At 71.3% G+C, this 25,091-nt stretch carries 22 protein-coding genes; 10 read left to right on the forward strand and 12 right to left on the reverse strand.

Features of this window, described 5'->3' with window-relative positions; translation table 11 throughout:
* Positions 1-13 precede the first annotated feature (13 nt).
* Both G401_RS0128985 and G401_RS0128990 read right to left on the reverse strand, forming a co-directional pair.
* Positions 14-1,102, reverse strand: coding sequence for a DUF2510 domain-containing protein (locus tag G401_RS0128985; RefSeq protein ID WP_034593463.1), 1,089 nt, complete (start codon positions 1,100-1,102; stop codon positions 14-16).
* 47 nt (positions 1,103-1,149) lie between these two features.
* Entirely contained in the window at positions 1,150-1,344 is a 195-nt protein-coding gene (locus tag G401_RS0128990) for a hypothetical protein (RefSeq protein WP_027345233.1), read from the reverse strand.
* A 210-nt stretch (positions 1,345-1,554) separates the two neighbouring features.
* Between G401_RS0128990 and G401_RS49200 the strand changes: the two genes are divergently transcribed.
* From G401_RS49200 to G401_RS0129005, 3 genes are all read left to right on the forward strand, one after another.
* Complete coding sequence (locus tag G401_RS49200) at positions 1,555-2,727, forward strand: helix-turn-helix domain-containing protein (protein WP_169734268.1); 1,173 nt, start codon at positions 1,555-1,557, stop codon at positions 2,725-2,727.
* Entirely contained in the window at positions 2,727-4,025 is a 1,299-nt protein-coding gene (locus G401_RS0129000; RefSeq protein ID WP_027345234.1) for a hypothetical protein, read from the forward strand. The genes G401_RS49200 and G401_RS0129000 overlap by 1 nt, the downstream gene beginning before the upstream one ends.
* A gap of 195 nt (positions 4,026-4,220) precedes the next feature.
* A complete protein-coding gene (locus tag G401_RS0129005; RefSeq protein ID WP_169734269.1) occupies positions 4,221-4,931 on the forward strand; it encodes a VOC family protein in 711 nt (236 codons plus the stop codon).
* Between the two features lie 112 nt (positions 4,932-5,043).
* Here G401_RS0129005 and G401_RS57950 read toward each other — a convergent pair whose 3' ends face one another.
* Entirely contained in the window at positions 5,044-6,225 is a 1,182-nt protein-coding gene (locus G401_RS57950) for a polysaccharide lyase family 7 protein (protein WP_084557719.1), read from the reverse strand.
* Complete coding sequence (locus G401_RS0129015) at positions 6,222-7,712, reverse strand: glycosyl hydrolase family 79 C-terminal domain-containing protein (RefSeq protein ID WP_027345236.1); 1,491 nt, start codon at positions 7,710-7,712, stop codon at positions 6,222-6,224. The genes G401_RS57950 and G401_RS0129015 overlap by 4 nt, the downstream gene beginning before the upstream one ends.
* Positions 7,713-8,008: 296 nt before the next feature.
* Here G401_RS0129015 and asnB point away from each other — a divergent pair, with 296 nt between their 5' ends.
* Positions 8,009-9,841: an asparagine synthase (glutamine-hydrolyzing) gene (asnB, locus tag G401_RS0129020; RefSeq protein WP_027345237.1), complete on the forward strand. Its 1,833-nt coding sequence runs from the start codon at positions 8,009-8,011 to the stop codon at positions 9,839-9,841.
* A 7-nt stretch (positions 9,842-9,848) separates the two neighbouring features.
* On the opposite strand, the gene G401_RS0129025 is transcribed toward asnB, so the two are convergent.
* Both G401_RS0129025 and G401_RS49210 read right to left on the reverse strand, forming a co-directional pair.
* Entirely contained in the window at positions 9,849-10,547 is a 699-nt protein-coding gene (locus G401_RS0129025) for a response regulator (RefSeq protein WP_051367301.1), read from the reverse strand.
* Positions 10,544-11,755, reverse strand: coding sequence for a sensor histidine kinase (locus G401_RS49210; RefSeq protein WP_157546510.1), 1,212 nt, complete (start codon positions 11,753-11,755; stop codon positions 10,544-10,546). The genes G401_RS0129025 and G401_RS49210 overlap by 4 nt, the downstream gene beginning before the upstream one ends.
* Positions 11,756-11,919: 164 nt before the next feature.
* Here G401_RS49210 and G401_RS0129035 point away from each other — a divergent pair, with 164 nt between their 5' ends.
* Positions 11,920-12,600: an ABC transporter ATP-binding protein gene (locus G401_RS0129035; RefSeq protein ID WP_027345239.1), complete on the forward strand. Its 681-nt coding sequence runs from the start codon at positions 11,920-11,922 to the stop codon at positions 12,598-12,600.
* Positions 12,597-14,915, forward strand: coding sequence for an ABC transporter permease (locus G401_RS0129040; protein WP_027345240.1), 2,319 nt, complete (start codon positions 12,597-12,599; stop codon positions 14,913-14,915). Before G401_RS0129035 ends, G401_RS0129040 begins: the two co-directional genes overlap by 4 nt.
* 330 nt (positions 14,916-15,245) lie before the next feature.
* On the opposite strand, the gene G401_RS0129045 is transcribed toward G401_RS0129040, so the two are convergent.
* Together G401_RS0129045 and G401_RS0129050 are read right to left on the reverse strand one after the other, a co-directional pair.
* Complete coding sequence (locus G401_RS0129045) at positions 15,246-15,809, reverse strand: hypothetical protein (protein WP_027345241.1); 564 nt, start codon at positions 15,807-15,809, stop codon at positions 15,246-15,248.
* Positions 15,810-15,891: 82 nt separating this feature from the next.
* A complete protein-coding gene (locus tag G401_RS0129050) occupies positions 15,892-17,127 on the reverse strand; it encodes a hypothetical protein (protein WP_027345242.1) in 1,236 nt (411 codons plus the stop codon).
* 196 nt (positions 17,128-17,323) lie between these two features.
* Between G401_RS0129050 and G401_RS0129055 the strand changes: the two genes are divergently transcribed.
* Positions 17,324-18,826 (forward strand): GGDEF domain-containing protein, encoded by a 1,503-nt coding sequence (locus tag G401_RS0129055; RefSeq protein ID WP_051367303.1) that lies wholly within the window; start codon positions 17,324-17,326, stop codon positions 18,824-18,826.
* Positions 18,827-19,409: 583 nt separating this feature from the next.
* Here the strand turns inward: G401_RS0129055 and G401_RS0129060 are convergent.
* A complete protein-coding gene (locus G401_RS0129060; protein WP_245601879.1) occupies positions 19,410-19,820 on the reverse strand; it encodes a nitroreductase family deazaflavin-dependent oxidoreductase in 411 nt (136 codons plus the stop codon).
* A gap of 177 nt (positions 19,821-19,997) precedes the next feature.
* Here G401_RS0129060 and G401_RS0129065 point away from each other — a divergent pair, with 177 nt between their 5' ends.
* Positions 19,998-20,768 carry a lytic polysaccharide monooxygenase gene (locus G401_RS0129065; RefSeq protein ID WP_027345245.1) on the forward strand — a complete coding sequence of 257 codons (771 nt, stop codon included), beginning with the start codon at positions 19,998-20,000 and terminating at the stop codon, positions 20,766-20,768.
* A 68-nt stretch (positions 20,769-20,836) separates the two neighbouring features.
* Positions 20,837-21,445, forward strand: a complete 609-nt coding sequence (locus tag G401_RS0129070; protein ID WP_051367304.1) for a DUF305 domain-containing protein — start codon at positions 20,837-20,839, stop codon at positions 21,443-21,445.
* On the opposite strand, the gene G401_RS0129075 is transcribed toward G401_RS0129070, so the two are convergent.
* Positions 21,429-21,842: a winged helix-turn-helix transcriptional regulator gene (locus G401_RS0129075; RefSeq protein ID WP_051367305.1), complete on the reverse strand. Its 414-nt coding sequence runs from the start codon at positions 21,840-21,842 to the stop codon at positions 21,429-21,431. The genes G401_RS0129070 and G401_RS0129075 overlap by 17 nt on opposite strands.
* Before the next feature lie 101 nt (positions 21,843-21,943).
* Here G401_RS0129075 and G401_RS0129080 point away from each other — a divergent pair, with 101 nt between their 5' ends.
* Positions 21,944-22,792, forward strand: a complete 849-nt coding sequence (locus G401_RS0129080) for an SDR family oxidoreductase (protein ID WP_027345248.1) — start codon at positions 21,944-21,946, stop codon at positions 22,790-22,792.
* A 107-nt stretch (positions 22,793-22,899) separates the two neighbouring features.
* On the opposite strand, the gene lexA is transcribed toward G401_RS0129080, so the two are convergent.
* On the reverse strand, positions 22,900-23,529 hold the full coding sequence (lexA, locus tag G401_RS0129085) for a transcriptional repressor LexA (RefSeq protein WP_027345249.1): 630 nt from the start codon (positions 23,527-23,529) through the stop codon (positions 22,900-22,902).
* Positions 23,530-23,557: 28 nt separating this feature from the next.
* Positions 23,558-24,994: a cation:proton antiporter domain-containing protein gene (locus G401_RS57955; RefSeq protein WP_051367306.1), complete on the reverse strand. Its 1,437-nt coding sequence runs from the start codon at positions 24,992-24,994 to the stop codon at positions 23,558-23,560.
* Positions 24,995-25,091 lie beyond the last annotated feature (97 nt).

Below are 25,091 nucleotides of genomic sequence, written 5' to 3' on the forward strand. Positions count from 1 at the left end.
CGGGAAAGGGCGGTCAAGGGGTAGGCGCCTTGGGGAGGTGGCGCGGGGTCCAGCCGCGGCTGACCGCGCCGACGAGCTGCGGCGGCGTCGACTTGCGCGCCATCGCCTTGAAGAACAGGTAGCTCGCGACCAGGAGAATCCAGCGCCCCAGCTGGAGCAGCAGGGCGCCCGCCCCCTCGTCGCAGCTGAACGTCGCCGAGGTGTCGTTCGCCGAGTGGACCACCATCACGAGCACGATGCCGCCGACCGCGGCGGGCGTACCCCGGCGGCCGTAGAGATGCCACATCCGCCAGGCGAGCGCCGTCGCCGCCGCCGTCCACAGCCAGTGCAGCGGCGACACCGAGAACATCCGGAACACCTGCGCCTGCAGTACGCCGAGAGTCGTCGGGACCGCCGTCTGCGTCCCGCAGAAGTTCGGGCCGGTGGCGTGCGCGGTGGCGTACGCGTACTGGGTCGTCTCGGTGATCGCGAAGGCGAACCCGGCGGCCAGGCCGAGCGCCAGGCCGGCCCGGGGATCGCGGTAGCGGCCGAACGCGTACAGGCAGAGGGGGACGAGCAGTTTCGTACCCTCCTCGACGAGGCCGACGGTGATCGTGGCGGTGCGGGCGCCGGCGCCGTTCAGGATCGCGCTGTTGACGTTGGCGGCGATCACCAGGACGGCGCCGGCGACCGCGACCATGACGGCGATCAGCTCGGGCAGGCCGATGACGTCGTCCAGCGCCAGCTGCCGGACCATGAAGCGATAGAAGGCCCAGCTCAGCGCGGTCATCGCGAGAAAGCTGACGAGGGCGGCGAGGGCCACCTCCCCGTTCGCCCGGTACGCCGCCCCGCCGGCCGCGATGACCACCAGTGCCGCGACGACGAACCAGATCCAGCGGCCCCAGAACCGGCCGTGGAAGAACCGGCCCCGGTCGGAGCGCTCGTCGCTGGCCCGCACGCGGCCGGTCCAGGCGCGACCGTCCCAGAAGCGGGATTGCGAGACGGTGGTCGACGGATCGGGGAACCAGTCCGCCTCCGGCCGGCCGAGTCGCGCGCGGGCCAGGCGCAGCGCGGCGGCGAACCCAGCCGCCAGCAGGAGCACGCCCAGCACGCTGAGGAACATGTCCCCCACCTTGGCACAAACTCGATCACACCGGGGCAGAAAAGGCGTTAGAGGAACAGCTCCCGCAGGTAGCCCCAGACCCGGGCGGCGATCTCGGCGATCCGCGCGTACACGTCGGGCAGGGTGCGGGTGAGCCATTCGACGAACGCGGGGAAGGTCGCGAGGATCAGCCGCCGGTGCAGATCGTCGAGCCCGTCGAGGGCGTCGATGATCCGCCTGCGGTCGGCCTCGTCGAGCGTCATGCGCGTTTCTTCCGGTCACGGGTGGTCGGCCGCGGACGGTCCGTGCGGACGGTGGCCGTTCGCACGGTCAGGATGCCGTTCGGCGCCCGGCCCGGGCACGGGTTGCCCGTTGCCAAAAGCCCGCCGGTACGCGTACGGCGATGGACGTCGCTCCATTTCGGCCGATCGGCCGGTCGACCGGGGTTGCCGGACGTTCGTACCGTCGTCGGCATGGAGGGGGCCGAGTTCGGGAGGGAACTGCGGCGGCTGCGCGGCGCGGCGGGGCTGTCACTGGGTGCGCTGGCGCGCGCGACGCACTTCGACAAGGGCTACCTGAGCCGCGTCGAGACCGGGGAGCGTACGCCGAGCCCGCAGCTGTCCCGCCTGTGCGACCAGGTGCTGGGCACGGGCGGATACCTGACGCGGCTGCTGCTGTCGGGGGCGGCGCCCCGGATACCGGCGGTGCGGGAGCAGCCGGCCGAGGATCCGCCCGCCGCGGCCGGGCGCGCGCCGACCGACCCGCTGCTGCGCGCGCCGTTCGCCGCGATGCTGACCGAACTGCGCAAGCTGGGCCAGTCGAGTCCGAGCGGGACGGTCCTGGAACTCGTCCGCGCGCAGCTGACCGGCCTGCGCAGCCTGGCCGCCACCCCCGACCCCGAACTGCTGCGCCTCATGGCCCGGTACGCGGAGTACGCCGGCTGGCTGACCCAGGAGGCCGGCGACGCCGAGGCCGCCCAGTACTGGACCACGTACGCCTGGCGCTACGCGACCCGCGCGGGCGACGCCGAGCTGGCCGCGTACACGAAGGTCCGGCAGGCCGAGCTGGCGATGGAGCGCGGCGATCCGGTGTCCACTCTCGACTACGCCACCGAGGTCCAGGCCGACCCGGCCGCCTCCGCCCGGACCCGTGCCCTCGCCGCGCACCGGGAGGCGCAGGCCCATGCCCTGCTGTTCGACGCCCGCCGCGTCGCGTACGCGCTGCACCGCGCCCGCCGGTGGGGCTTCGCCCACGCCGAGGAGCACGGCGTCCTCGGCTCCTCCACCATCGTCGACATGGCCGCGATGGCCGACGGCTGGTGCGCCTTCGAACTGGGCGATCACGACACGGCGATCGAACGCCTGGAACACGGTCTCGCCCAGATCCCCGAGTCGTCGCGCCGCATCCGGGCGATCTTCGGCAGCCGGCTGGCCCTCGCGTACCTGGCGGCCGACCAGGTGGACAACGCCTGCACCGCGGGGCACCGCGCGTGGGAACTCGCCCAGCTGACCGACTCGGCCACCGCCGGCGCCCAGCTGAAAATGCTCGCCCGCAACCTACAGCGGCGGCGCTCGAACAGCGCCGCGATGGAGCTGTTCAACCGGCTGACCACGGCCGGTCCGCTGCCGAGCGGTGCCGCCGCCTGATGGCCGTCCTCGCCTTCTGCGGCCCCGCCTCCGCCGGCGGCCAGGAGCTGCTCGACTCGTGGATCGTCCCGCTGTGCGCCCGCTACGGCCTCGACCTGGCCGTCGCGCCGCCGAACGCCGACCGCCTGTGGGGCGTCCAGCACCGCCGGGACGCCGTCGTCGTCTGGGACCTGTCCGACGAGGGCGCCGAGAACGTCTACCGCACGCTGACGATGCACGCCAAGACCGAGCCCAACCATGTCCTGCTCAGCCGCACGCCGCTGCCGCGCAACGTCCTCGGCTTCGCCCAGTGCGCGCCCGTGCACGGCCACACCGCCGGCAACGACCTCCTCGGCGGCTGGCTCGACCGGCTGCTGCACAGCCGCAGCACCGGCGGCCCCGTCCCGCCGCGCCCGGCGCCCGAGATCGCCGCCCACTACTGGCACGCACCCCAGCTCGACGACCTCTTCCTCAGCTTCCGCGGCTCCCACCAGGGCGAGGTCGAGGCCTGGCGGACCGCTTTCATGCGTACCACCGGGCGGTCGGTGCGCATGGTCCCGCCCAACGAGTACGCGTACCGGACCGAGATCGTCACCCAGCAGCAGCTCTGGGAGGGCGCGGCCCGCCTCAAGTACGAGATCGAGGCGATCGGACGGGCCGTGGTCTACCCGACCGACGACTACTTCGCCTCCTTCTGGACCGCCACCGAGCTGCTGATCCTGCTGTTCCTGCACGGGCGGGACCCGCGTACGGGGGCGCGGTTCATGCGCGAGGCGTTCTTCGCCCGGCCGCCGTCCGTCTCCGAGCTCGAATCCTTCCGCGACGGGCTGCTGCGGCTGGGCGTACCGATGATGGGACCGGGCGACATGGACCGGTTCGTGTATCTGACCAACAACGCCTCGCCGGTGACGACCGCGCCGGAGACCCGCGTACCCGCCCGGGGCCTCGGCAAGCTCATCGCGCTCGCCGTCCGCAACCGGTACGGCTACTACCAGCCCGAGTTCCAGACCGACGAGTTCTGGCAGCTGGTACGCGTACCGTGCCCCCGCTGCGCGCCGCAGCGGGACTGGTCGCAGGCCGACTGGCGGGAGCACATGCGGCTGCCCGCCGACCGCGACCGTACCGACTACTTCGGCTACTTCCCGGCCGACCCCGCCGACCTTGCCCGGGGCTCGCTCACCTGCCCGAACTGCGGCAACCGGCTGCACGTCGCCAACCACCGGGGTACGCGCTCGGTCTGGCAGCCGGTCCAGAGCACGGAGGCGGACCAGGACCGGCCGGTGCTGTGGCGGCTGCCCGTTTGGGAGGTCCTCCGGTAGGGCACTGCGTCCGGACATCGGCGGTTCGGCTGGCCGCGCCCACCGGGCGGTGATCGAAATGTGTCGGCGTGGCAGCGCCGAACTTCCCGGGCATGCGGCACAATCGTCCAGATCGGAGATGCCGAATCGGATTCGCGAGGAGGAAACGCCGTGCGCGTGAGGGGTTATCCCGCCGGAGTGCCGTGCTGGACTCAGTTGACCACTCCGGACGCCGCCGCTTCGGCCGTGTTCTACGCCGATCTCCTCGGCTGGAAACGCGACGACGCCGACGTCTTCCGGCACGACGACCGCGCGGCGGCCGGCTTGCAGCCGGTGCCCGGCGGCCCGGCCGCCTGGCTGAGCTACATCGCCGCCGACGACATCGACGCGGCCGTGTCCGCGGCCGCCGCGGCCGGCGGGACGCAGCTCTCCCCCATCGTCGAAGATCCGCACGGCGGCCGGGCGGCGGTCCTGCGCGACCCCGCGGGCGCGGTGTTCGGCATCTGGCAGCGCACGACCCTCGCCGGTGCGCAGGTGGCCGGCGAGCCGGGCTCGGTCTGCTGGACCGACCTCGCCACCGGCGACCGGGCCGGCGCGGAGGCGTTCTACGGCAACGTCTTCGAGTGGGCGTCCCGGCTGACCGACTACAGCCCCGGCGACAACTACTACGAGTTCAGCACCCACGCCCGCGCGGTCGCGGGGATGCGCGTCCTGACTCCCGAGATCGCGTCCCGGGTGCCGACCCACTGGCTCATCACTTTCGAGGTCCAGGACGTCCCCGCCCACGCGGAACGGGCAGTCGCCCGCGGTGCCAACGTCCTCGTGGGACCGGTCGACGCGGGCGTCGGCGTCTACTCCCAGATCATCGACCCGCAGGGCGCCGCGTTCGGCCTCATCGAACTCGCCGAGTCCTTCAAGGTCGGCTGAGAAAGCCGCCGCCGCGAAGATCACCGCTGCGGAGATCCCGTTTGGATCAGGGAAATCACCCGAATCTTGGGTCAAGATTACGTGCGCATCCCTGATCCAAACGGGATCTTTCTCAGCTGTGCGACACGGTCAGGGCGTAGAACTTCACCTTGGCGCCGTTGGTCGTGCTGTCCGATGAGGACTGGTTGTACGAGCCGGCCTTGAAGTACTCGTGGTACGCGTTGAACGACGACGGGATCGCGTACGTCGTGGTGCTGCCGTTGACGGTCAGGCGGATCGTGTTGCCCGACACGTTGATGACGTAGCTCCACTTGGTGCCCAGCGGCACGTTGCCGACCGGGTGCAGGGTCTGCCCGCCGTCCGGCGAGTTCTCGGTGCCGAGCGTGATGCTGCCGTCCGGCTTGTAGTAGAGCTCCAGCAGCGGCTTGGTCGACGAGCCGCCCGAGCCGAGGTGCACCTGGCCGACGCAGACGTTCTTGGTCACGTTCGGGATGCGCAGCGTCGCGCTCAGCGTGTGGTTGCCCGACAGCGCCCAGTCGGCCGCGCTGCCGTCCCGGTTCATCTCGCGCAGCTCGGAGCGCGCGTAGTTGGAGTTGGGCGTGGTGACGCCCTTCTCCGGCGCCCAGAACGTCATCGAGCCGTCCGTCTTGTCGGTGAAGAAGTACGCCGAGTTCGTGTAGCCGTTCGCCCCGGCGAGCTGGCTCGGCGGGATGGTGGTCGGCGCGCCCGGCGAACCGACCGGCAGTTGGAGCGACCAGATGCCGAGGTCGAAGTTGCCGCCGGGGGCCACGTTCGGGTCGAGCCCGGTGCCGCCCCCGCCGCCGCCCGTCGGCAGGGTCCACTGCTGGTTCGTGCCGCCCGTGCAGGTCCAGATCTGCAGCTGCGTACCGTTGGCGGTGTTGTGGTCGGTGACGTCGAGGCACTTGCCGGAGCCGGCGTTGACCAGCGCGCCGCCGCTGTAGGTCCACTGCTGCGCGGCGGAGCCGTTGCAGTCGTAGAGCTGGATCTTGGCGCCGTTGGCCGTCGAGGCGCCGGTGACGTCCATGCACTTGCCGAGCGACCGCAGCGTGTTGTCGGCGTTGCCGGTCGTCCACGACTGCGCGGTCGTGCCGTTGCAGTCGTAGACCTGGATGTGCGTGCCGTTCGCCGTGGAAGCGGCGGCCACGTCGACGCATTTGCCGGCCGGGCCGACGATCGGACCGGTCGCGGCGGCCAGCGCGGGCGCGCCGGTGAACAGGCCGAGGGCGGCGGCGACCCCGGCGGTGGTGAGGGTGACGAGCAGACGACGGATCATCGGGATGCTCCATCCGGGAGGGTGATCAGGACCGCACTGCCGGCGGCCAGGTCGAGCGTGAGTACACCGCCGCGGACGCGTACGCGGTCGGCGGGGCCGGGCACGAGCCGCCCGGCGGGATCCACGGTGGAACCCTGAACGGCGGTCGCCTCGTCGCCGAGGGCCGCCCCGGTCAGGTGCAGTACGCCACCGTCACGGTCGCGCCCGCCGACGTTCAGCGAGACCGCCACCGGGGCGGTGCCGACCTCGTCCTTCTGCACGAGGGCGATCCGCAGCCGCCCGTCGTCGCCCCGGACGGCGTACGCGGTGACGTTGCGGGCGGAGTCGACCGTCACCGGCAGGAACCGGCCGGCCCCCATCCGGCGGGCGAGCCAGATCCCGTAGTAGACCGGCATCGCCTTGTACTGTCCCGCCAGCTCGTACGCCTTGTTCGCGGCGCAGAACGGGGTGTACCGCTGGAACTTGCCGTTCCAGATCGGGTCGTTGCAGACGCCGAGGCCGCCGTGGATGTTCACCCCGGCCACGCCGGCCTGGGCGAGGGAGAGGCTGTAGTCGAGCACCCACAGCGCCGAGGCGTACCTGTTGCTGACCCCGTCGACTCCCCCGCTGTACGCCGAGTTCGCCTCGTCCACCCGCAACGGGATGCCGGCGGCGTTCGCGGCGGCCAGGTTCTTCGCCACGGCGTTGAGCTGGCTCGTCACCTGCGCGGGCGAGAGCAGGCCGGCGATGGTGGCGTCGCCGCCGGCCGCGTACTGGTGGACGGTCAGCATCGCCAGCCGGTCCGGCTCGTCCGAGGGCAGCCGGGCCGCCCAGTCCGACGAGGTCCCAGCGGTGTCCGGCCCGGCGATCCGCCCGTGCCCGACGGCGTCGGCGCAGGCCCGCCAGTCCGCGAGGTAGTCCGCGTAGGCGTACCCGGCCGGGCGCATCGCCTTGCCGACCCACTGATCCGGCTCGTTGCCGCACTCGACGGCGACCAGCCGCCGCCCCAGCACCCGGGCCAGTACGCGGGCCTCGTCCGCGCCGAGCGCCGGATCCCAGCGGCCGACGTTGATCCCGACCTCGGCCGTCCAGCCGGTCGCGTCGAGCAGGCCGCGCAGCCGCTCGACGTCGGCCGGGGTCACGATGTCCTGCACCCAGTCCGGCTTCACGGCGGGCGGCGACTGCCCGGCCGGCACCCACAGCGTGTCCCGGTCGAGCGTGTTCCCGCCGATGCGCACATTGCCCGGCCCCAGCGTACGCAGCAGCGCCGTCACGTTGCCGCGCCCGGGATCGAGATTGCCGATGCCGAGCTCCCGCATCTCGAACGAGAGCCCGAGGAAGTCCGCCGGCAGCCGGCCGGCGGGATGGGCGGTGTCGACGACGACCGCGGCACTGTCATCCACATCGGACACACTGGGCGGGCCACCCGGTGGTGCCGACGGTGCCGGGGCGGCCGGCACGAGGACGAACAGCGCCACGGCGAGCGCCGCCGCTGTCTTGGTGTACACGTTGGACTCCTTCCCCGTCCGCGCCGGCCATGGCGCGGACCTGGGCGTCCACGTATGTGGACGTCTGACTTGTTTGTGTCACGTGGACACGGACAAGCTAGCCGTCGCAGTGATGCCCGTCAACCTCTTCTGTAAAGAAACCGTCCAGCCCAACAGGGTCAGGCATGTGACGCACGCCACACGCGTTCCGAGCCGCGTTCGAACACCGTCCTCGATAGAGTCTGAACCTTGCTCGATTAGAACATGCGTTCCATCAAGGCTCTTCCCCTCCAGAAGCCCAAGGACGGATGCGAGACATGTGTGGAATCACGGGCCTGGTCACCTTCGACCGCCCGACGAACGCCCAACCCCCCGATCGCGCCGAGCGCATCGTCCGGGCGATGACCGAGACCCTGCGGCACCGCGGTCCGGACGCCGACGGGATCTGGTGCGGTCCATATGCGACGCTGGGCCACACCCGGTTGGAGATCCTCGACGTCGCCGGGGGCGCGCAGCCGATGCTGGCCCGGCGTACCGGGGGCGGGCTGGTGGTGCTGACCTTCAGCGGCGAGGTCTACAACCACGACGATCTGCGGGCCAGCCTGGCGGCCGCCGGGCAGTCGTTCGAGACGCGCAGCGACACCGAGGTCGTGCTGCGGGCGTACTTGGAGTGGGGTGAGGACTTCGTCCACCGCCTGCGCGGCATGTACGCCTTCGCCCTCTGGGACGCCGACGCCGAACGGCTGCTGCTCGTGCGGGACCGGTTCGGCATCAAGCCGCTCTACTTCGCCCGCGCCGGCGACGACCTGGTGTTCGGCTCCGAGATCAAGGCTCTGCTGGCCCATCCGGGGCTGCCCGCCCGGCTGACCGCCGACGGCCTGGGCGAGCTGCTGGCCCTGCCGCCGATGACGTCACCGGGGCACGGCGTACTGGACGGGGTCGAGGAGGTGCCGCCGGCGACCGTGATCCGGTTCGGGCGTACGGGCCTGGCCCGCCGTCGCTATTGGACGCTGGAGAGCCGCGAGCACCACGACGATCCGGCGGCGACCGCGCGGCGCGTGCGGGCGCTGCTCGAACGCGCGGTCCGCGAGCAGGTCGTCGCGGACGTGCCGGTCGGCGCGCTCAACTCGGGCGGCCTCGACTCGTCGGCCGCCGCCGCGCTCGCCGCGGCCGAGCTGGGCGGGGAGCTCGCCACCTTCGACGTGCTGCACGCGGGCGGCGCCGCCAGCACGGCCAGCTCCTTCCACCGGTCCGACGACCATCCGTGGGCGCTGCTGGTCGCCGAGCACGTCAAGAGCCGCCACCGCACCATCGAAGTGTCCACACAGGACCTGGTCGCCGCGCAGGCCGCGACGCGTACGGCCATGGACCTGCCGTCGCTCACGCCGATCAACGCCTCGCTCTACCAGCTGTTCCACCGCATCGCCCCGCACCGCCGGGTCGTGCTGTCCGGCGAGGGCTCCGACGAGATCTTCGCCGGCTACCGCTGGCACGACCTCGCCAGCGGCCTCGCGCCTGCCGGCCGCTTCCCCTGGGCCACGACCTACCGCCCGCTCACCGGCCTGCTCACCGACGAGACCGTCCACCACGTGCACCCTCAGGTGTACGCGCACCAGCGCTACCTGGCCGCCCTGTCCGACCTGCCGCTACTGGCCGGCGAGGCGGGACCGGCCCGCCGGCTGCGCGAGGTGAAGTGGCTGACGATGGCGTTCTACCTGCCGTTCCTGTTGCGGCGGACCGACCGGCTGTCGATGGCGAGCAGCGTGGAGGTCCGGGTCCCGTTCCTCGACCACGATCTCGTGCAGTACGCCTGGAACATCCCCGGCGACCGGTTGCGCCGCCGGGCCCGGGAGAAGGGGCCGCTGCGGGAGGCCGTCGAGGACCTGCTCCCGGCGTCGGTCGCGTGGCGGCCGAAGAGCGGCTACCCGGCCAGCCTGACGGCGGGCTACCAGGCGGCGGTCTGGCAGCAGGCCCGGGACCTGCTCGGCGACACCCGGTCCCCCGTGCTGCGGCTCGTCTCGGCGCCGAAGCTGAGCGCGATGCTCGACGCGTACGAGGGCGACCTCACGGAGTGGACGCCGTTGCAGCATGTCGCCTACGTGCTGGAGGTGGACGCCTGGCTGCGCGAGCACCGCGTCGCGCTCACCTGACCCGGGCTCAGGCGGGCGTCACGAGCCCCGTCTCGTACGCGAAGATCACCGCCTGCACCCGGTCGCGCAGCCCGAGCTTGGCCAGGATGCGGGCGACATGGGTCTTCACGGTCGCCTCGCCGAGGTGCAGCTCCGCCGCCAGTTCCGCATTGGACAGTCCTCGGGCGAGCAGCACCAGCACCTCCCGTTCCCGGGCCGTCAGCGCGGCCAGATCCGCCTCGCGTACGCGCGACGGCCCGGCGAACCGGTCGATCAGGCGGCGGGTGATCCCCGGCGCGAGCAGGGCGTCCCCGTCGCGGACCAGCCGGACGGCGTGCACGAGGTGGCCCGGGGTGACGTCCTTGAGCAGGAAGCCGCCGGCCCCGGCGCGCAGGGCGGCGTACACGTATTCGTCGAGGTCGAACGTGGTCAGGATGATCACGCGCGTCGGCTGCCCGGCCGTGGTGGTCGGCTCGGTGGCCAGCAGCCGCCGGGTCGCCTCCAGCCCGTCCATGCCGGGCATCCGGATGTCCATCAGCACCACGTCGGGGCGCAGCCGCCGGGTGGCCGCGAGCGCCCCCTCGCCGTCGGCCGCCTCGCCGACCACCTCCATGCCGGCCGCAGTGAGGATCATCGTGAAGCCGCTGCGTACGAGCGCCTGGTCGTCGGCGACCACGACCCGGATCGCGGTCCGGGTCTCGCTTTCGGTTTCGGTTTCGGGGGTCATGACTGGGCCGGAATCCTTGCCGTGAGCCGGAATCCGCCGCCGGGCGCGGGTCGCGCCGACAGCTTGCCGTCGTGCAGGCGCAGGCGCTCGCGCAGCCCGATCAGACCGCGGCCGGCGCCCTGGCCGGCGGGCGCGCCGCCGCCCGCCTCGTTGGTCACTTCGACCACGAGATCATCCCCCTCTCGGCGGATCGCCACCGCCGTCGGCGCGCCGGGCGCGTACCGCAGGGCGTTGGTCAGGCCCTCCTGCACGATCCGGTACGCCGTCAGGTCCACTCCCGCCGGCACCTCCGACCCGTCCCGGACGACGGTGACGGGCTGGCCGGCGGCGCGTACCGAGCCGAGCAGGTCGTCGAGGTCGGCCAGGCCCGGCTGCGGCCGCAGCCGCTCGTCCGCCGGGGCGAGGACGCCGAGCAGGTGGCGCAGTTCCGCCATCGCCGCCCGGCCGCTCGTCTCGATCGCCGACAGCGCCTCCCGGGCGAGGTCGGGCCGCTCGCCGATCACCTGGCCGGCCCCGCCCGCCTGGATGACCATGACGCTCACGTGGTGGCTGACCACGTCGTGCAGCTCGCGGGCGATGCGGGCGCGTTCCTCGGCGATCGCCGCCCGCGCCGACTCCTCCTGCTCGGCCTCCAGCGCGTCGGCCCGGCGGGCGGCGGTCAGGGCGCGCTCCCGGGCGCTGCGCAGCGCGGCCGCGCCGAGGCCGGCCGGCAGGAACACGACGAACGGGCTGAGCCAGCCGGGCATCTCCGGGATCGCCCCGTTGAACAGGGCGGCGGTGATCGCGGCCGCCGTGATCAGCAGCACCGACGCCGACGGCACCGACCGCCCGTACGCGACTGCCGAGTACGCGCAGATCAGGATCGCGACGAAGCCGGGCCACTGCATGCCGTTCTGGATCAGGAAGATGCCGCCGATCGCGACCACGAACGCCGAGAACGGCAGTCGCCGCCGGAACGCCAGGGCCAGGCTCGGTAGGACGTTGACGATCATGGCCTGGCTGTCGGCGCCCTCCTCGCCGCGATCCACGCTGGGCACGGGCGGGACCTCGGGCGGCAGCGGGAAGACCGGGCGGGGCAGGATCGTGTCGCTGCCGTCCTGCATGTGGATCGCCCAGAGGACCGCGGCCACCACGAAGATTCCCGCGAGCACGAGGTCGGCCGGGGGCAGCCCGGCGCGGTCGATCAGTTGGCGGAGGCGGTTGCGCACGAGACCCATTGTGCCCAGGCCGGCGGCGTCCGGCGTCCGCCGCGATGACTACCCCCGTCATCACACCGGCGTACGCGAGGAGGTCAGGTTCGCTCCCGCGCCGGACGCGGTGCACCCCGGCGGATTCCTACGGTCGTGTCCGACACCGAACGAAGGGATCCACCATGACCGAGATCATCCGGCTGGCCGGCGTACGCAAGGCGTACGAGTCGGCCGGGCCGCCCGCCCTGGACGACGTCGACCTGACGGTCCGGGCCGGTGAGGCGGTCGCCGTGATGGGCCCGTCCGGCTCCGGCAAGTCCACCCTGCTCAACGTCATCGCCGGGCTCGACCGCCCGACCGCGGGCGAGATCGAGGTGGCCGGCGTACGCGTCGACAAGCTCTCCGAGACCGGCCTGGCCAAGTTCCGCCGGGCGCACATCGGGATCATCTTCCAGTTCTTCCACCTCCTGGACGAGATGACCGTACGCGACAACATCCTGCTCCCCGGCCGGCTGGCGGGCGTACGCACGGCCGCCGCGAACAAGCGTGCCGACGAACTGCTCGACCGGCTCGGCATCCGGGGCAAGGCCGACGCGTACCCGGCCCGGTTGTCGGGCGGGCAGCGGCAGCGGGTCGCCATCGCCCGGGCGCTGATGAACTCCCCCGAACTCCTGCTGGCCGACGAGCCGACCGGGGCCGTCGACCAGGCCGCCGCGCAGGGCGTACGCGATCTGCTGGCCGAGCTGAACGACGGCGGCCTGACGCTGCTGCTGGTGACCCACGACCCGGCGCTGGCCGCGGACGCCGGCCACCGGTTGATCACCATGCGGGACGGCCGCGCGACCGAGGCGGTGAACGCGTGACGGCGGTGCTGACGGCGGCCCGCAAGGCGGTCGCGCGGCGGCGGGTGCAGACGGTGATCGTGAGCCTCGTCGTGCTGCTCTCCTCGATCACCGGGGTGCTCGCGATCGGCCTGCTGGTCGCCTCGCACGGCCCCTTCGACCAGGCGTTCCGGGCGGCGAACGGGGCGCACCTCACCGCGACGGTCAGCGCCGACGTGGCCGCCGACCGGCTGGCCCAGACCGGGAAGGCCACCGGCGTCACCGCGTACGCGGGGCCGTTCGACGAGGTGACCCTGCCGATCAAGGCCGAGCGGAGCCCTCTGCTCGGCGACGCCGTGATCGTCGGACGGTCCGAGCAAAACGGCCCCGTCGACCGGCTGGCCCTCGACGACGGCAGCTGGCTGACCGGCCCGGGCCAGATCGTCCTGTCCCGCCAGTACGCAGGCCCCATGGTCTCCCCCGGCGAGACCGTGACCGTGGGCGGCGTGAGCCTGAAAGTGACGGGCATCGCCTCCTCGGTGACCTCGACCGCCAACGCCTGGGTCTGGCCGAGCCAGTCCGACGTCCTCGGCAAGGACGGCCACGTCCGGCAGATGTCGTACCGCCTCGCCGGCGGCGCCCAGCCGCTGGCCGGGCTCCCGGCCGACACCGTTCTGTCCACAACGGACTGGCTCGTCGTACGCCACGCGGTCAACCGGTCGATCTCGGCGTTCGTGCCGTTCATCGTCGCGTTCGCGGTGCTCGGCCTGATCCTGGCTGTCCTGATCACTACCAACGTCGTCAACGGCGCGGTCGTCTCAGGGTTCCGCACGATCGGCATCCTCAAGACGCTCGGCTTCACACCGCGGCAGGTGGTCGCCGTCTACGTCCTGCAGGTCACCGGTCCGTCGCTGATCGCCACCGTGATCGGGGCGGGAATCGGCGTCGTGGCCGCCGTGCCGCTGCTCAGCGACACGAACCGCGCGTACGACCTGCCGCAACGCAACCTCGCGATCCCACTGTGGGTGGTCGCCGTCGTCGCGGTGGCGGTCCCGGTGCTCGTCGCACTGTCCGCCGTCGGGCCCGCCACGCGTGCCGGCCGGCTCGCCGCCAACCAGGCCATCAGTGTCGGGCGGGCGCCCCGGAGCGGGCGGGGCTTCCGGCTGCGCCGCGCGCTCACGGCGAGCCCGCTGCCGCGCCCGATCGCGCTCGGCCTCGGCCTGCCGCTGGCCCGCCCGTCCCGCGCCGTCGGCACGGTCGTCGCGCTGCTGCTCGGCTCGGTCACCCTGGTCTTCTCCATCGGCCTCGGCACATCGCTCAACCGGCTGGACACGGCGTTCAACCGTACGGACGCCATGCAGATCAACGTCGACATCATGGTGGCGAACGGGCGCATCGAGGTGAACCGCCCGGCGCCCGGTCACGAGAACGAGCCGCCGCCGGCACCGAAGATCCCCGACCAGGCCGCCGTTCTGGCCAAGGTCAAGGCCATGACCGGCACGGCCCACGCGGTGCTCGTGCGCGAGCAGAGCCTGCGGGTCGCCGGCGACACCAGGGAGGTCAACATCCGGGGGTACGCGGAGAGCGTCGCCCAATCCGGCTTCGCCCTGCTGTCCGGCCGGCTGAACGCGACCCCGGGGGAGGTCATGGCCTCGACGTACATGCTGCGCCAGACCGGGCATCACGTGGGCGACAAGCTGACCCTGTCGACGGGGGCGGTGGTCACGATCGTCGGCGAGTTCCTGGACGGCAGCAACATCTTCAACATCGTCGGTGACATGTCCCTGGTCACCGAGCCCGACCGGGCCGGCATCGAGATCGGCCTGGCCCCCGGCACCGACGCTGCCCGGTACGCCGAGGACCTGCAGAAGCAGTACGACGCGGGCGACGGGGTCTTCGTCGACAACCTGCTGGCGAACTCCGGCTCGGAGACGCTGCTCGTCCTCACCGGGCTGATCACGCTGCTGACCCTGCTGCTGTCCGGGGTGGCCGCGGCCGGCGTCCTCAACACCGTCGTGCTCACCACGCGGGAGCGCATCCAGGAGATCGGCGTCCTGAAGTCGCTCGGGATGACGCCCCGGCAGACCCGGATGATGATCATCAGCTCGATGATCGGCCTGGGCCTGCTGGCCGGCGTGGTGGCGGTGCCGCTGGGGGTAGCGTTGCAGCACCGGGTTCTGCCGATCATGGGCAACGCGGCCGGCATCGCCATCCCGTCGGAGATCGTCGACGTCTACGGGCTGCCGCAACTCGTCCTGCTGGGCCTGGCCGGGGTGGTGCTCGCCGTCCTCGGTGCCCTGCTCCCGGCCGGCTGGGCCGCCCGGACCCGGGTCGCCACCGCGCTACGGGCGGAGTGAAACCGGCTGAAGATGTGCCGACGGCCGGTCCGCGATGATCACCCCCATGTCATCGCGGCCGGCCGACCGGCTTCTGGGGACGAAACGCCGTACCCCCGTCCGGCGTGGGACCCGTCCCCTGTGTGCGTGTCCTCGGCGCTCGCGGGTCCGGAAACCCCCATTACCGGGCCTGGGCGCTGATCAACACCTGGGGTGTTGATACGAGCTTCACGCTTGTGCCACCACCATAACCAGAGGTCAGGCCGCTTTGCAACACTTTCCGAAAGCGAACTGCTACACAGCGTGACAGAAACACATTTCAGTTTCTTGGGAGCGCTTCCAACACCTCCGCTACTTCAGCCAGGCCCACTTCTGGACGATCGGCAGGCTGCGCCACCAGGGCGCGAGGCCGTACCGCAGGCCCTCGCCGCTGAACGCCACCGCGAGGATCACGACCGCGTAGATGAGGTGTTCGTCCAGGAACGGATTGGAGGCGATCGGCAGTGACGCCATCCACATGAAGATCAGCAGCAGCGGCCCGGTGACGGCCGCCACCCACATGCCGATGCCCAGGATCAGCGCGAGGCCCAGCCCGGCGAGACCGAGCATGAACAGCCAGTCGGCCCAGGCCTTGCCGGCCATCCCGTTGAAGAACCCCGCGAACGGCCCCTCGACGCCCGACAGGTACCCCGTCGTCGGGGAGCCGCCGTTGATCCAGGCCTTCGCGGACGGGGTCGCCTTGCCCAGCCCGAACAGCTTGTCGAGGAATGCCCACAGGAAGATGAATCCGATGGCCGCCCGCGCGAGACCGAAGAGCATCTCGCCGACGGCGTGTTCGCGTACCGTGCTGTATTCGGCCGCCGCATGCCGCGCCGTCCGCGTGGAGAGTCCGGCTCCTGCCCTGATGGAGGTCATCAAAGGTCTCCTTCCCTCGATAATGTCGAGGGTAGGTGTGATGACCTGCGCAGATAGGCGAATCCGGATCTCAGGGCGGCGCTCAGCCGGTGAAGTCGCCGCTGTGCGCGGAGTTCGAGGGCCAGAGATATCTGCCGTTGTCGGCCGTCGTGAAGTGTTTGTTCCCGTCGCCGGCGCGTACCTGGAGGCGGTTGTTCCGCCAGGTCGAACCACGCGACTTCCCGCCCCACATCCCGCCGTAGTTGAATCCGTACAACTGGCTCAACTCGGCCGAGAACACGTTGCCGGTGACGGTGATGTTCGTGGCGTTGTCGCGTACGCCGATGCTGAGTGCGTACCCCCAGCCGGACACGTAGTTGTTCGTGAACGAGACGTGGTCGTAGACGCCGTCGCCCTGCAACGCCAGCCCGTTCGTGTTGCCGAGGGAGGCGATCGTGTTGTGGTCGATGATCATCGGACCGCCGTTCCCCTCGCTCTGCGGGCCGATGCCGTCGTGGTGGTACACGTCGTGCGAGGTGTCCGCCAGATCGTGGATGTAGTTGTTCGTCCAGCGCGACGGCCGGCCGGCGAACCCGGTCACCATCTCCAGCCCGGCGTCGCCCCAGATGTCGTTGTGGTCCATCGTGGACACTGCCTCCTTCATCGTGGTGATCAGCTGCCACGACTTGTCGAACGGCGTACCGGGCGGGTTGTGCGCCGACGACACCTTCCCGTCGTTGCCGGGCGGCCGCGCGTACGCGCTGGGCTTGAAGGTCGTGTAGCGGAAGGCGATCGCCCGGTCGGCGTAGATCTGCACGAGGTTGTCGTTCGGGTCGGCCCCCTCGAACAGGCAGCCCACGAACGTCAGATTGTCGCCGTAGATCTCGACCTTCAACGCCAGGAAGTGCTTGAAGTAGATGACGCTGTTGTCGGGATAGCTGAGCCGCAACGGTTTCGTCGCGCTCATCCCCGACGCGTAGTCCGTCAACCTCCCCGGGTACGCGGCATGCCCGAAACCGCCCGCGTTCGCCGGCGTGTGCGCGTACCCCGTGTTGGAGAAGTCGGGCCAGTAGCCGGAACCGTCGTTCGGACGCGACGCGAGCGCGGAGCCGTTCGGGCGCGCGGAGGCCTTCGGCGAAGCGGAGGCGGACGCGGACGCGGACACCGATGTCGACGCGGAGGCCGAGCCCGGCGGCGTGCCGGCGACCGACCCGCCGGGGGTGGCCGCGACGGTGTCGATCCGCAGCGTCGGATCGCCCGCGGATCGGGTCAGGTACGCCACCGTCGCCCCGGCCGCGACGGCCAGGCCGACCGCGATCGCGAGCCAGCGCAGCCGCATAGCCCCACCTCGTCTACGTTGGACAGATCAGCAGACGGTACGCTTGCGGCACGATAACCGCCACACCGCACACGACGTCCGGTTCACGACGCCGATGGCTTTTCGTACGATTCAGCCCGGCTGACCGGCGGACCCGCAGGGGATCAAGCGGTGCCCGGTTCCTGCGTGGCAGGCTGGGGATTTGTACAGTACGGCTATGGCGGGCCCGCAGGACGACCCGATCGCGGCCGAGTGGCTCATCTTCCGCGATCTGACCACGGCTGGGCGTTCCGCGGAGGCGTACACGCTGGCCGACGAGATCATCGCGGGCACCGTCGACCCGCTGCGGGTCGGCCAGGCGCTCATCGAGAAGCTGGTCGCCCTGCTCAACCTGGGGCAGGCCGACGACCGGCGCGCCACGGCCGCCATCCTCGACGCCATCGGCGCCGCGCTCGCCCAGGCTCCCCGCCACCCGCGCCTCACCGGCGAGTACCACGTGCTGTCCGGGGTGGTCGCGCACGAGAACGGCTCGCTCGGCACCGCCGCCAACCATCTCGTACGCGCCGAGCGGGTCCTGCGCCGCATGTCGGAACTGTCGGTCGCCGCCGCCGACACCTGGCACGACCTGTCGAGCGCCTACTCGGCGATGGGTTTCCACGCCAAGGCGCTGGACGCCATGCGGCAGGGCCGGCAGCTGTGCGTGCGGGCGAACATCACCGAGGCGATCTGCGCCTGCCTCGAGACCCAGGTACGCGCCGCGGTCGCCGCCGACCACCAGGGCTGCACCGACATCGCCGTACGCGATCTCGAAGCCGCCGTACGCTTCGGCCGGGCCAGCGCCGCGGACCTGAACGCGATGGACACCGGTTTCCTCGCGTACGCGGCCGCCCGGCTGTGTGTCCTCGGTGTACCCACGGAGGCGATCGCGCCACCGGACCCGGGCGAGGATCCGTCGCTGATCCACGCCGGCCAACTCCGCGCGGTCTGCGACGCCCTCTCCGGCGGCGACCCCGACCGGGCTCTCCAACTGCTGGACGACGTCTCCGGCCCGATCGACGTGTTCGGCGCCGCCGAGACACATCGGCTGCGCTCGATCGTGGAATCGGCCCGCGGCGACCACGCCGCCGCGCTGGCCGCGGAACGCCTGGCCATGCGCCTTACGACCACCCCCGAACGGGAGGTCCGCAGCCGCTACATCGGCAGCGTCGGCGTGACCCTCGACCAGGAACGCCTGCGCAAGATGGCCGCCCGGCACGCCGACGCCGCCCTGTCGGACCCGCTCACCGGCCTGCCCAACCGCCGCCGGCTCGAAGCCTTCATCGCCGCGCTGGCCGCCCGCCGCGTACCGGCCGTGATCGGCCTGCTGGACCTCGACGGCTTCAAGGCCGTCAACGACACCCACGGCCACCCGACCGGCGACCTCGTCCTGCAGCGCGTCGCGGGCATCCTCGCCCGCAACATGCGCCCCGACGACCTCCTCGCCCGCTACGGCGGCGACGAGTTCGTCGTCGTGCTGCCGTCGACCACGGTCGAGCAGGCGTACCAGATCGGACGGCGGATGACGGCCGCGGTGGACGCGCACGACTGGCAGGCCCTGGCCCGGTCGACGCCGGTCTCGATCAGCGCGGGATGGGCGGCCCTGGAGGACGACCTGGCCGCCGCGTTGCGGGTGGCGGATCAGGAGCTCTACCGCAACAAACGCTCCCGGTCCTCTTTGTAACGTCGTGCTTCCGGCCGGTGGTGCCGGAGCTCCCACATCGACACGATCGCGGAAGACGCAGCTGCGCGGGCAACGCAAGCGATCTTGGACAGGAAAGGGCTCTCCGGTCGCATCTGCGGGTGAATCGGTCGCGGCCGACAACATGGTTCCCGCCCCCGCCAGTGATCGATGAACGGCAGCTGCCTTGATCAAATACCACTCATACGGCATCACGACGCCGATTTTCTTGATCAAGTAACATCATGACGGCGGGAGGGCGCTTCCTTGCCGGATATCACTCGGGGGGCAGAGGTCGCTCCATCAGACGTGAAGGCATGATCAAGTTCCCGGATCCTGCAGAAAACGGGCCGATTCCGCGGCTCCAGGGAACTTGATCACGCCATGGAGATCCACTACTACGGATTGCGGGCACTGGATCGAGGCCAGGGACGTTCCGGATCCCGCGACCGAGGCCGGGGATCCATAGCGCCACAACGACGCCGGGCCGACAGCCTGGTCAGGCTGGGCATTGTCACGACTGTCCGGTATGCAGGCTGTCCGATCCATCCAGAATGGAGTCGCGACAAAAAGCGAGCTGGTTGGATCAGACAGGATCCAGAGCCACAACGGGGATCACCCGCGACACCCCCGCCTGGTGATCTACAAAGAACGGGTAGTCCGCCGTGATCCGCCCCCAGGCCGCTTCCCGATCCGCTCCCGTCAGCGACGATGCCGTTGCAGCGATCGTGGACGACCCGACCTCCACGACCACCCGGGGATCGGCGACCAGGTTGAGGTACCAGTCCGGGTCCCGGGGCGCCCCGGCGTTGGACGCGATCACGTGCAGCCGCCCGTCCAGCCGTACGAACATCATCGGCGTCGTCCGGGCGGCACCGCTCCGGCGGCCGGTCGTGGTCAGCAGGAGCAGCGGTCGCCCCGGAGGCGCGCCGTGGGCACGGAAATCGGAGATCACCTGGCGGTTGTACGCCCGCATGTCGGTCGGCATTTCGGCCATGTCAACCAGGCTACCCATGCGGGCCTGACCTGAATCCGGTGTGCCAATCCGACGCGTTGTCGTTAAGAGCATTTACTGTAACTTTTGTTTACCGTATCTTGGCGCACAGACGTACGCGAATTTCCGCACGCGTACGGCACGGCCCTGGAAGAACTCGTCCCCCAACGAGGAGGAGCCATGCGTAAGAGCGTCACCCTCACCATCCTGTCCACAGTGGCCGTCGTGGCCTCGCTCTTGGTCAATGTTCCTGCCGCGAGCGCGCACGGCTACATCTCGTCGCCGCCGAGCCGCCAGGCACAATGCGCCTCGGGCACGGTCCCCAACTGCGGCGACATCGTCTGGGAGCCGCAGAGTGTCGAGGCGCCCAAGGGTTCGATGTTGTGCAACGGCGGCGGCAGCCGGTTCGCCGAGCTCAACGACGATTCGAAGCCGTGGGTCGCGACCAGCGTCGGCACCAGCGTCACCTTCAACTGGGTCCTCACGGCCCGCCACCGCACGAGCACCTGGGAGTACTTCGTCGGCAGCACGAGAGTCGCGGTCGTGAACGACAACGGCGCCACCCCTGGCGCCACCGTCAGCCATACCGTCAGTCTCGCCGGCTACTCCGGCCGCATCAAGGTGCTCGCCCGGTGGAACGTCTACGACACCGCGAACGCGTTCTACTCGTGCGTCGACCTCACCGTGGGCGGTGGCGGCAACCCGTCACCGTCGCCGTCGGCCTCCCCCAGCCGCTCGGCCTCGCCCTCGCCGAGCGCGTCCCCCTCGCGCAGCACCGCCCCGTCGCCGAGCTCCTCGCCGACGGGTGCCACCACCTGGACGCCCGGCACGGCGTACGCCGTCGGTGCGGTCGTGACGTACAACGGCGTCAGCTACCGATGCCTGCAGGCGCACACGGCCCTCGTCGGCTGGGAACCGCCGACCACGCCGGCGCTCTGGCAGAAGATCTGATGTCCCCGGCCGGGCCCGCCCCGAACGGGCCCGGCCACCTCCTCCAGCGACGGAACGGAACGTCCCCCGTGAAGAAGATCGCCGCGCTCGCCCTCCTGCTGCTCAGCGTGAGCGGCTGCGCCGCACAGCCCACCCCCGACACCGGTACGCAGGCCGCTGCGTCCCTGCCGGCGCGACCGTCGGCGTCGCGGTCGATCGGCATCGCCGAGGACGGCTCGCACAACGCCACCGATGTGATGTTCCTGCAGATGATGGCCGCGCAGTACGCGCCGGCCGACAAGCTGCTCGAACTGGCCGCGTCGCACAGCACGAACGAGCAGGTCAAGCAGCTCGCGGCAGCGATCAAGGTGACGCAGGCCGACGAGTACAAGCAGGTGCAGGCCTGGCTGACCGGCTGGGGGAAGCCGCTCGCGCCCGACAGCAACCCGGCCCTGCACGCCGAGCACGGCGGCCTGCCCGCGACCGGGCAGAAGGAGATCGACGCGCTCGCCCAGGCCGCGCCCGCGGACTTCGACCGCGAGTTCCTCAACCTGCTCCTCGGCCACCAGCACCAGGCCGTCGAGTACGCGCGCATGGAGCTGACGTCGGGCGTACAGCCTCAGGTGCTGGAGTTCGCGACGCGCATCGACTCCACCCGCAGCGGCGAGATCCCGATGATGCTCAAGCTGGTCGGGTAGCGAGCCGTTCCGCGTCGTAGTCCGCCTGGGCCGCCACCATCGCGGGCAGGTTGCCCTCCAGCAGATCGATCAGACCCCGGAGCCGCTCGGCGACCTGCCCGCCGAGCGGCGTCAGGCTGTACTCCACCTTCGGCGGGATCGCGCCCTGCACCTCACGGCGGACCAGGCCGTCGCGCTCCAGCGTCTGCAGCGTCTGGGCCAGCATCTTCTCGCTCACCCCGTCGACCCGCCGGCGCAGCGCGTTGAACCGGTAGGCACCCTCGCCGAGCGCCACGAGCGCCAGCACTCCCCACTTGTTCGAGACATCCGCGAGTACGCCGCGCGAATCGCAGCCGCGGGCGAACACGTCGGCGATGAGTTCGTTCGAGGGGTCGTTCACGGGATCGGGGCTGCTCACTCGTCTACCATACCTGGTGACAGCACTCACTCACAGTTTGCACTTTCGAAAAGTTAGTGCAAGTCTGTTGGTGAGCGTACACAGCCGAGGAGTGAAGAGTCATGATCGTTGTCACCGGCGCCACCGGCGCCCTGGGCCGTCTCGTCATCGCCGACCTGCTCGAACGGGGCGTACCGGCGGAGGAGATCGTCGCCGTCGCCCGTGATCCGAAGAAGGCCGCCGATCTCGGCGTACCCGTGCGCGTCGCCGACTACGACGACCCCGAGAGCCTGCGGGCCGCCTTCGAGGGCGCCGACAAGCTGCTGTTCGTCTCGGCATCCGAGGTCGGCAAGCGGGTGCCCCAGCACCGCAACGTCATCGACGCGGCGAAGGCTGCCGGAGTGCCCTTCGTCGCGTACACGAGCATTCTGAAGGCGGATGACACGGGCATCGCGCTGGCCGCGGAGCATCAGGCGACGGAGGCCTATCTGCGCGAGTCGGGCCTGCCGCACGCGTTGCTGCGCAACAGCTGGTACACCGAGAACTACACGGCGGGCGCGGCCGGTTCGATCGCGGCGGGCGCGGTCATCGGCAGCGCGGGCGACGGCAGGGTCGGCGCGGCGCCGCGCGCGGACTACGCGGCGGCCGCGGCCGCGGTCCTGACGACCGACGGGCACGAGGGCAAGGTCTACGAGCTGGCCGCGGACGAGCCGTTCTCGATGGCGCAGTACGCGGCCGAGCTGGCCCGCCAGTCCGGCAAGCCGGTGGTGTACAACGACCTGGCGCCGCAGGACTACGTTCAGGCGCTGGTCGGCTTCGGCCTGGACGAGGGCTACGCGGGCGCGCTGGCGGACGCGGACCAGGGCATCGCACGGGGCGAGCTGGCCTCCGACAGCCACGACCTGAGCCGCCTCATCGGCCGCCCGACCACCTCCCTGGCCGACGCGGTCGCCGCCGCCCTGAAGGGCTGAGAACCGCCCCATGATCCCGTTTGGATCAGGGAAATCACCCGAATCTTGGGCCAAGATTACGTGGATTTCCCTGATCCAAACGGGATCTTGAGCTGGGGACGCCGGAGTCAGAGGCGGCGCATGACGGAGACGACCTTGCCGAGAATCACGGCCTCGTCCCCGTCGATGTCCTCGTACGCCGGATTGCGCGGCTCCAGCACGATGTGCCCCCGGCGGCGGCGGAACACCTTGACGGTGGCCTCCCCGTCGATCATGGCGGCCACGATGTCCCCGTTGTACGCGTCCTGCTGCTGCCGCACGACCACGATGTCCCCGTCGCAGATGGCGGCGTCCACCATGGATTCGCCCTGCACCCGCAGGCAGAACAGCGTGCCCCGGCCGACCAGCTCGCGGGGCAGGGTCAGCACCTCCTCCAGCGACTCCTCGGCCAGGATCGGGCCGCCCGCCGCGATGGCGCCGAGCAGCGGGACGAGCACCGGAGTCGGGGTGTCCTCGCCGTCCTCGCCCTTGCCGAAGAACATGCGGACGTCGACCGAGCGCGTACGCGCCGCCCCCCGCCGCAGGCACCCGGCCTCCTCCAGCCGCCGCAGGTGGTACGAGACCGACGACGAGGACGCGAGCCCGACGGCGTCCCCGATCTGGCGCGAGGTCGGCGGGTAGCCGTGCTCCACGACCCAGTCCCGGATGACGGAGAGGATCTTCTGCTGCCGGGGTGTGAGCATGGTCGTGTCGATCATCGGACCAGTATCGGGGAAAGCCCGCAGCTCAGGTTCCTGACGCGCCGCGCATGACCTCGGTGGGACGGTGGACGTGGGCCTCGTCGCCCGCCCGGACCACCGTGTCCGCCGAGACCGGGACGAGGGCGCCGTCGCGGACCAGGAGGGCGATCCAGACGCCGTGGTCCTCGGCGAGGGTGCCGGCCGCGGCCCCGTCGGCGGGCGCACCGGCTTCGACCACATAGGACAACAGCTCCGGCGCGCCGGCCAGCCGGATCCCGAGCGGCCACGGGCGCAGTTCCCGCTCCCGCACCGGTACGCCGCACCGCTTCGCCATCCAGCCGACGAGTCCACCTTGGACGATGACGGAGAAGGCGACGGCCACGAAGATGATCCCGTAGATCCGGTCCGCCTCGGCTGCCCCGGACGCGAGCACGAAGGTGCCGAGCAGGATCGGGACCGCGCCCTTCAGCCCGCACCAGAGCACGAAGACCTTCTCGCCCGGGGTCAGGCGTACGCGCAGGAGCAGCAGCCCGACCAGGACGGGCCGGATCAGCACGGCCAGCAGCACGGCGAGGCCGAGTCCGATCTGCCAGGCGTGTCCCGCCGGCAGGCCGCGCAGCGACACCGTCAGGCCGAGGACGGTGAACGCGACGATCTCGCCCAGGCTGGCGAGGGCGGTGCTGACCCGGCGTACGTCGTCCTGGAAGGGGGCGGCCACGTCGCCGAGGAGGATGCCCGCGACGAACACCGCCAGGAATCCGGAGCCCCCGGCGATCGTGGTCACGCCGTAGATAAGCCCCGCCCCCGCCAGGGACCGCAGCGGATAGAGGCCGGGGTGCGGCAGGCGTACGCGACGCGAGAAGGCGGCCAGTCCGAGTCCCCCGAGGACGCCCGCGACCCCGCCGACGGACATCTGCACCGCGAACTCGCGTACGCCCACGCCGACCGCGGACCAGCCGGTCGCGCCGCCGGCCGCGAGCAGGGCCGCCATGAGCGCGATGCCGACGGGATCGTTCGCGCCGGACTCGCCCTCCAGCAGGGTCGAGGACCGGCCCTGGATCTCGCGGCGGCCGAGGACGGCGAAGACCACCGCCGGGTCGGTCGGCGACAGCGCGGCCCCGAGCAGCAGCGAGGTCTGCCAGCCGAGGCCGAACAGCCCGTGCGCGCAGGCGGCGACCGCGGCCGCGGTGACGAAGGTGCCGGCCACGCCGACCCAGGCGATCGAGCCGGCGGCCGTGCGGAACCGGCGGCGGCCGATGCCCATGCCGCCGTCGAAGAGGACCACGACGAGCGCGACGGTGACGATCCGGCCGACCGTCTCCGGGGACAGCCGGCCCCAGGCGGGCACGAGGTCCGACGCCGCGGCCGCTCCGATCAGGAAGATCGCCGGCGCCGGTACGCGTACCCGGTTGACGGCGACGGCGACGAGCAGCGCCAGCGCGATCACGGTGATGAGGAGGGCGAAGGGGCGGGCATCGGTCATAGCGGGCCTTTCCTGGGCAGGGGTCGTCGACCGCCGACCAGACTTCCCGGCACACCTGGGGGAACCCTACCTGTCGGACCGGCATGCAAGGATCGTC

This window comes from Hamadaea tsunoensis DSM 44101 (assembly GCF_000428945.1).
Taxonomy (GTDB): domain Bacteria; phylum Actinomycetota; class Actinomycetes; order Mycobacteriales; family Micromonosporaceae; genus Hamadaea; species Hamadaea tsunoensis.